5 protein-coding genes, 1 tRNA gene and 1 other RNA gene are annotated in these 6,000 nt (G+C 70.0%); 3 read left to right on the top strand and 4 right to left on the bottom strand.

Going from position 1 to position 6,000, the window contains the following annotated elements; translation table 11 throughout:
* Positions 1–144 precede the first annotated feature (144 nt).
* Complete coding sequence (locus CR470_RS15810; protein ID WP_257138690.1) at positions 145–504, top strand: restriction endonuclease; 360 nt, start codon at positions 145–147, stop codon at positions 502–504.
* Between the two features lie 418 nt (positions 505–922).
* Here CR470_RS15810 and CR470_RS15820 read toward each other — a convergent pair whose 3' ends face one another.
* The 4 genes from CR470_RS15820 to CR470_RS15835 form a co-directional block, all read right to left on the bottom strand.
* A complete protein-coding gene (locus CR470_RS15820) occupies positions 923–1,345 on the bottom strand; it encodes a PIN domain nuclease (protein ID WP_097868234.1) in 423 nt (140 codons plus the stop codon).
* Complete coding sequence (locus CR470_RS15825) at positions 1,342–1,557, bottom strand: type II toxin-antitoxin system VapB family antitoxin (RefSeq protein ID WP_097868235.1); 216 nt, start codon at positions 1,555–1,557, stop codon at positions 1,342–1,344. The genes CR470_RS15820 and CR470_RS15825 overlap by 4 nt, the downstream gene beginning before the upstream one ends.
* 53 nt (positions 1,558–1,610) lie before the next feature.
* Positions 1,611–4,034, bottom strand: coding sequence for a helicase-associated domain-containing protein (locus tag CR470_RS15830; RefSeq protein ID WP_097868236.1), 2,424 nt, complete (start codon positions 4,032–4,034; stop codon positions 1,611–1,613).
* 271 nt (positions 4,035–4,305) lie between these two features.
* A tRNA-Ser gene (locus CR470_RS15835) sits at positions 4,306–4,393 on the bottom strand.
* Positions 4,394–4,537: 144 nt separating this feature from the next.
* On the opposite strand from CR470_RS15835, the gene ffs reads away from it, so the two are divergent.
* Positions 4,538–4,634, top strand: an RNA gene (gene ffs, locus CR470_RS15840) — signal recognition particle sRNA small type.
* Positions 4,635–4,711: 77 nt separating this feature from the next.
* Positions 4,712–6,000, top strand: a 1,289-nt coding sequence (locus CR470_RS15845; RefSeq protein ID WP_143663817.1) for a DNA polymerase III subunit gamma and tau, incomplete at its 3' end; no start/stop codon positions are given.

The raw sequence follows: 6,000 nt of genomic DNA on the forward strand, positions 1-6,000 counted from the left end.
AAGCCTCGTTGGCCACCCATCCTTGCGCACCCGACCTGCCCCACGCACTCGTGAGGGTCACGATGCTCATCATCACCCACGAGGGTGACCGCCAGGCTGTGGGACGTGCGGAGGGTCGGTGGCTCTCACGACAACGGGGCCGACGTGTTGGGATGCCTTCCCGCTGGGCGGAGCATGGTGATCCAGCGCAAGCGGTACACGCCCAGGAGCAAGATCCCCAGCCGGGAGGTGCGTGACCTGCTCGGCGCGAAGGTGCACTTCAAGGTCGACGTGGCGATCTTCGTGGCCACCACGTACGTCAGCGGGTCGGCTGAGGAGTTCGCTGCGGAGAACGGCATGCTCGCCGTCCATCGCGATCACCTCGGGCTAGGGAACAACGGGGCCTGGTGGCTGGGGCGTCGGCCATCTATTGGGCAGGTCGCTGAAGTCCAGGTGCCACTCGCTGATAGGCGGGCAGAAGGCGGAGTTCGGCGAACTGCCAGGGGGCCTTCGCGGTGGTGGTGAAGGCGGCGGATCCTTCTGGGAGGTGGGTGAGGACGCCGAGTAGGAGGGTGCGGGAGACGGCCAGGAGGGGGCCGTGGCGTTGGGCGGTGTGGTGGAGGAGGGCGGCGCAGTGGCGGGCGCGGGTGTGGAGGTCGGTGAGGCTTTCGCCGTCTTCGCAGCGTAGGGAGGCCCTCAACGTCGAAGGCCCCCGCAGCGAGCTGCGGGGGCCTTCGACGTATTGCCCGGTGAGAGCAATGGCGGAGGATACGAGATTCGAACTCGTGAGGGGTTGCCCCCAACACGCTTTCCAAATGTTCGTATAGGGGTCCGGCGGGGACCGTGGGTGTCCTGACCTGCGGCGGAGCGTCCAGCCTTGCCGCGTCCGAACAGGTCTGGACGGGGGCGAATGAGACCAGGACTGAGACCGCCAGGCGCACGTTCATTTACCGGCCTCCGGGCCATACCACTGCATGGCTTGGCCTGTGACGGCGGCGATGCAGTCGAAGTCGTGGTCGCGGTGGAGAAGGGTGAGCCCCTGCAGTTCCGCCGTGGCGGCAACGACGAGGTCCACCGCGCCTGCACTGCGATGCTGTCCACGCTGGGTCAACAGCTCTTGGACTCGCCAGGCGCGGTCGTAGGCCCGGTCGTCGACAGGTACCCAGCTGAATACGAGCCGCATGTCCTCGATGCCTCGCGCACGGTCCGCGGCAGAGCGGGCGCTGTAGAAGAACTCCAGCTCGGTGATCGGGCAGGTCGCGATGAGCCCGGCCGCCGCTGCTTGGTCCCAGCCGTACTGTTCGGCGTCGCCGCGCAGGAATCGCGCGAGTGCGCTGGTGTCGATCAGGAATTGTGCCGCGCTCACCGCCGGTAGTTCCGCTTGTCCTCGAAGAGGTCCAGGTCGAAGGAGCCGTCTGCGGTGGCAGCCCGCAGCCTGGTGAGCGCCAGGGCCCGCCGCCGGTTCTCCAGTACCTCGCGCAGGGCGGTGTTGACCGTTTCCTTCTTGGTGCTGGTCCCGAGAGCCTGGGCCACGTCGGCCAGCAGCTCGTCATCGAGGTCGATCACGGTTCGACTCATTCAGGCACCTCCTGTGATATCAGGTCGTACGCCAAGTATATCCGGAAGGGTGCCTACACGGGCATGACGCAGTGGACGCGGGACAGCGTGAAGACACGTTCGGCGTCACGTAGATGGCACCAGGCTTCGAGGTAGGGCGGATCGAGTTGGAGGCGGCTGAGGGTGCGCACGGTGCGGATTCCCGACGCGGCGACGTATTCGACGGTGATGGCCATACCGGTGTCGATGGCGTGGCCGAGCTGGCGGACGTCCGTGTACGTCAGCTGCTTCGCGTACCTGGCGACGATCTCCTCGGTATCCGTACCGAAGGGGACCCCGGTGCCGAAGGGATCGGGCTCCGGGGTGGTCGGCGGGGCGGTCAGCAGCCGGGCCACCACGGCGTACCGGGCGGCGGCGGCCGATGCCTCCGCCGCTCGGTACGTCGAGCGTCCGGTGCCGGCCTTGGTGGCGGTCTTCCGCGGGGCCGGAACGGCGGCGGCCCGTCGAGGGGGCACCTTCTCGATGCGTACGGTCCCGTCCGGGGCCTCGGCGACGGGGGCATAGCCTTGGTCCCGGAGCGCGGCCAGGGTCTTGTCGGGCGGGCTGTCGCTGACGAGCACCGTCGGGGCGAGCTGCCGTAGCCCGAGCGCGGAGAGTCCCCGGTGCGCGGCGAGCTCGGCCAGGAGCGCCGGTTCGTCGCCGTGGATGACGCAGGCGGCAGGGGCGACGCGCACGTGGCCGTGGCGGCGTGCGGCATCGGCGATGAGATAGGACAGAGGCTGTGGCAGAGCCCCGTCGGCGATGGCGGTCAGCTCGACCGAGATCTCGTCCGGAGCGTGGCCGGCGTCCAGTGCGCGGCGCATGCTGTCGGCGCTGAACCGCCATAGCGAGGCCGTGCCGCTGATCTCCCGGTCCGCGGTCGCATCCAGGAACTCCGCGAGGCGTGCCGAGGGCGTGCCGGTGACGACGGCCGTGAGGTCGCCACCGAGCCGGGCCGTGTCGGTGGCCTCGGGCAGTAGGAGCCGGCACGCGGCGGTCAGTTCCTCAGTGTCACCGGCCAGCAGCGCCGCACCGAGCAGGGAGAGGGCGCCTCGGGCGATGACGCCCATCAGCTCGGCCTCGCGGACCGCCGCGGCGAAAGGCGTCTCGTCGTGGAACGACGGATGAGCGAGCGGACGGTGCCATGCCACGAGCGGCCCCAGATCCGTGGCGGCCTTCACGCCCTGACCTTCGGCAAGCGTTGCCGCCGCTGCGAGCAGCCCGCGCCGAGCCTGTAGACAGCCGCCGCAGGGAGGAGCCCCGGCCACGGCGGGGAGCGCCTTGTTGTCCTCATCGCGGGCCTGCGAGGGAGTGAACTGCAGGTTCCACCATGTGTGAAGCAGCTCGGCGAACCGCGCTGCGGGTTCCTGCGCCGCCCAGGTGTCGTACGCCGCGGTGGGTGCGACGCGGTTGCCGTCGGCGGACAGCATCCCGGCCGAGTACGCGATCTCCAGGGTGATGCGTACCAACGCGTCGTCGGCCCGTGCCGCCTTGCAGATCCGAGCCAGTTCACGTGCGCCGATCCCGCCGGACTTCAGCCGGGCCGGGGGAGCCGCCGAGCAGGCTGACAGGACCGAGGCGGCGTGGGCCGCGAACGCGGTGGCAGCTGCCGCTGCCTCCCGGTCCACCTCCACCGTGGGCACGGACACCAGCTCCGGGGCAGGCGGTACGGGCGCGAACGGGGCGTGCCAGTCGGGCCCGCGCAGCGCGAGCGCCACTTCGACGGGCATGCGGGCCGGCCCGTATCCGTGGCGGTTACGGACCAGGAAGCCGCGGTCCAGGGCCCATCGCTCGTCCGGCCGGGAGACGGCCTCGGGAGCTCCGAACATGATGGACTCCGTTTCTCGCGGTGCGGACTTCGCTCGGCGCTCAAGCAGCTGTCGGGCGCCCGAAGGGGCCTTCGCGATCACGGAGGCGACGCGTTGCGGATCGCCATGGTGTTCCAGGACGGCGGCCGTGCGCTGGTGCCTGGTGCCGGGCGGCTTGATGCCCAGTGCCGCGAGCATGCCGCGCAGTTCCTCGGAGGTCACGCCTTCCAGAAGCTCCTCCAGCGGAGCGTCCAGCCCCAGGGGCGTCTCCCACGCCTGCCGCAACGGCGCGGCCAAGTGGAGCCTTCCGTCGCTGTCCGGCCAGACCAGGGCATGATCGGCCAGAGTCTCCAGCACGCCGTCCAGTTCCCGAGTGGCAGTGGCTGTCGTCGCTCCCAGCCTCCTCGCCAGGGCGCTGCGCGACATGGGCGTTCCCAAGGCGGCCAGGGCCTCGGCCACCTGGAGGCACGGCAGGGGAAGCTGCGGCAAGGCGAGCGCCACCGAGCCGGGTCGCAGAAGACGTTCCGACAGTTCCTCCATGGAGCGCGGCTCCGGTGGCGCCGCGGCGTCCTTCCGCATCCCGAGTACGTGCGCCAGCTGTGGGGCGTCGAGACCGCGCAGCCGGGCTGTCAGCGTGGATCGGGACGTCATGGGGCACACCTCGCGAGGCCGGGAACGCGGCTGGGGACCGGAGCGGCCCCGAACGGAGCCAAGGATTGCGCATTCGATGGGTTCGCCGTCGGCACTCGGAAGGGGTTCACCCACGGAGGAGAGCTCTTGATGGGTCGGAGTGTGGGCGGACCTGGCACACGTGTGAAATGTCGTGAATGTCGGAGATAAAAGAGACCGGAAGTGAGACCAGGGCATGCAGAAGACCCCGGCCGGTTTCCCGGTCGGGGTCTTCAAGTGCCCGGTGAGGCACTGGCGGAGGATACGAGATTCGAACTCGTGAGGGGTTGCCCCCAACACGCTTTCCAAGCGTGCGCCCTAGGCCACTAGGCGAATCCTCCGCCGCAAACAATACAAGACGTTGGAGGGTGCTCGCGAACACGTTCGCCGAAGATCGTCCGGGGAGGGGGTCGGGGGACGGTTCGGCTGTCGTCCGGTGGGGAGGGCGGTTGGACCGGAGGGGGTGGGGATCCGCTAAGGTGGGCGTCAGCCCCTCACGTGGCGCTATCTGACTGAACTCCCCCAGGGCCGGAAGGCAGCAAGGGTAGGTCGGCTCTGGCGGGTGCGTGGGGGGCCCTTTGCGTTCCCGGGGGCCTTGGTGAGCGGGCGCTCGGGTGACGTGGGTTCCGTTGTCGGTCGGCCCCGATAACCTCGTAGGTGTGTCGTCCCTTGCGCTGTACCGCCGCTACCGCCCCGAGTCGTTCGCCGAGGTCATCGGTCAGGAGCATGTCACTGACCCGCTCCAGCAGGCCCTGCGGAACAACCGGGTCAATCACGCGTACCTGTTCAGCGGGCCGCGCGGCTGTGGAAAGACGACCAGCGCGCGCATCCTCGCCCGCTGTCTGAACTGCGAGCAGGGGCCCACGCCGACGCCGTGCGGGGAGTGCCAGTCCTGCCAGGACCTCGCGCGCAACGGGCCGGGTTCCATCGATGTGATCGAGATCGACGCCGCCTCGCACGGTGGTGTGGACGACGCCCGTGATCTGCGCGAGAAGGCGTTCTTCGGGCCCGCCTCCAGTCGTTACAAGATCTACATCATCGACGAGGCGCACATGGTCACCCCGGCGGGCTTCAATGCCCTGCTGAAGGTGGTCGAGGAGCCGCCGGAGCACCTCAAGTTCATCTTCGCGACGACGGAGCCCGAGAAGGTCATCGGGACGATCCGGTCGCGTACGCACCACTACCCGTTCCGGCTGGTGCCCCCGGGGACCCTGCGCAGCTATCTCGCCGACGTCTGCGGCAGGGAGAACAGCCACGTCGAGGACGGCGTCCTCCCGCTCGTCGTGCGCGCCGGGGCCGGGTCCGTGCGTGACTCGATGTCCGTCATGGACCAGCTGCTGGCCGGTGCGGGCGACGACGGTGTGACGTATGCCATGGCCACCTCGCTCCTCGGGTACACCGACGGCTCCCTGCTCGACTCGATCGTCGACGCCTTCGCCGCCGGCGACGGGGCCGCCGCCTTCGAGGTCGTGGACCGGGTCATCGAGGGCGGCAACGATCCGCGTCGGTTCGTGGCCGACCTGCTGGAGCGGTTGCGCGATCTGGTCATCCTCGCCGCCGTGCCGGACGCCGGCGAGAAGGGCCTCATCGACGCTCCCGCCGACGTGGTCGAGCGGATGCAGGCCCAGGCCTCCGTCTTCGGCGCCGCCGAGCTGAGCCGCGCCGCCGACCTGGTCAACGACGGGCTCACGGAGATGCGCGGGGCCACCTCGCCGCGCCTCCAGGTGGAGCTGATCTGCGCCCGGGTCCTGCTGCCCGCCGCCTACGACGACGAGCGGTCGCTGCAGGCCCGCCTCGACCGGCTGGAGCGCGGGGCCTCGGCCGCCGCGTTCGCCGCCCCGCCCGTAGCCGCCGCGCCGATGGGGTACGCACCGGGCCCCGGCGCCCACGCCCCCCAGGCTTACGCCCCCCAGGCCGCCGGCCCGGACGCTGTCTCTTATACACATCT

This window comes from Streptomyces sp. rh34, from assembly GCF_002551245.1.
Taxonomy (GTDB): Bacteria; Actinomycetota; Actinomycetes; order Streptomycetales; family Streptomycetaceae; genus Streptomyces.

Bases quoted from the DNA above. Each gene is read 5' to 3' on its own strand.
- CR470_RS15825 (WP_097868235.1), bottom strand. From the start codon at position 1,557: ATGAGTCGAACCGTGATCGACCTCGATGACGAGCTGCTGGCCGACGTG.
- CR470_RS15830 (WP_097868236.1), bottom strand. From the start codon at position 4,034: ATGACGTCCCGATCCACGCTGACAGCCCGGCTGCGCGGTCTCGACGCC.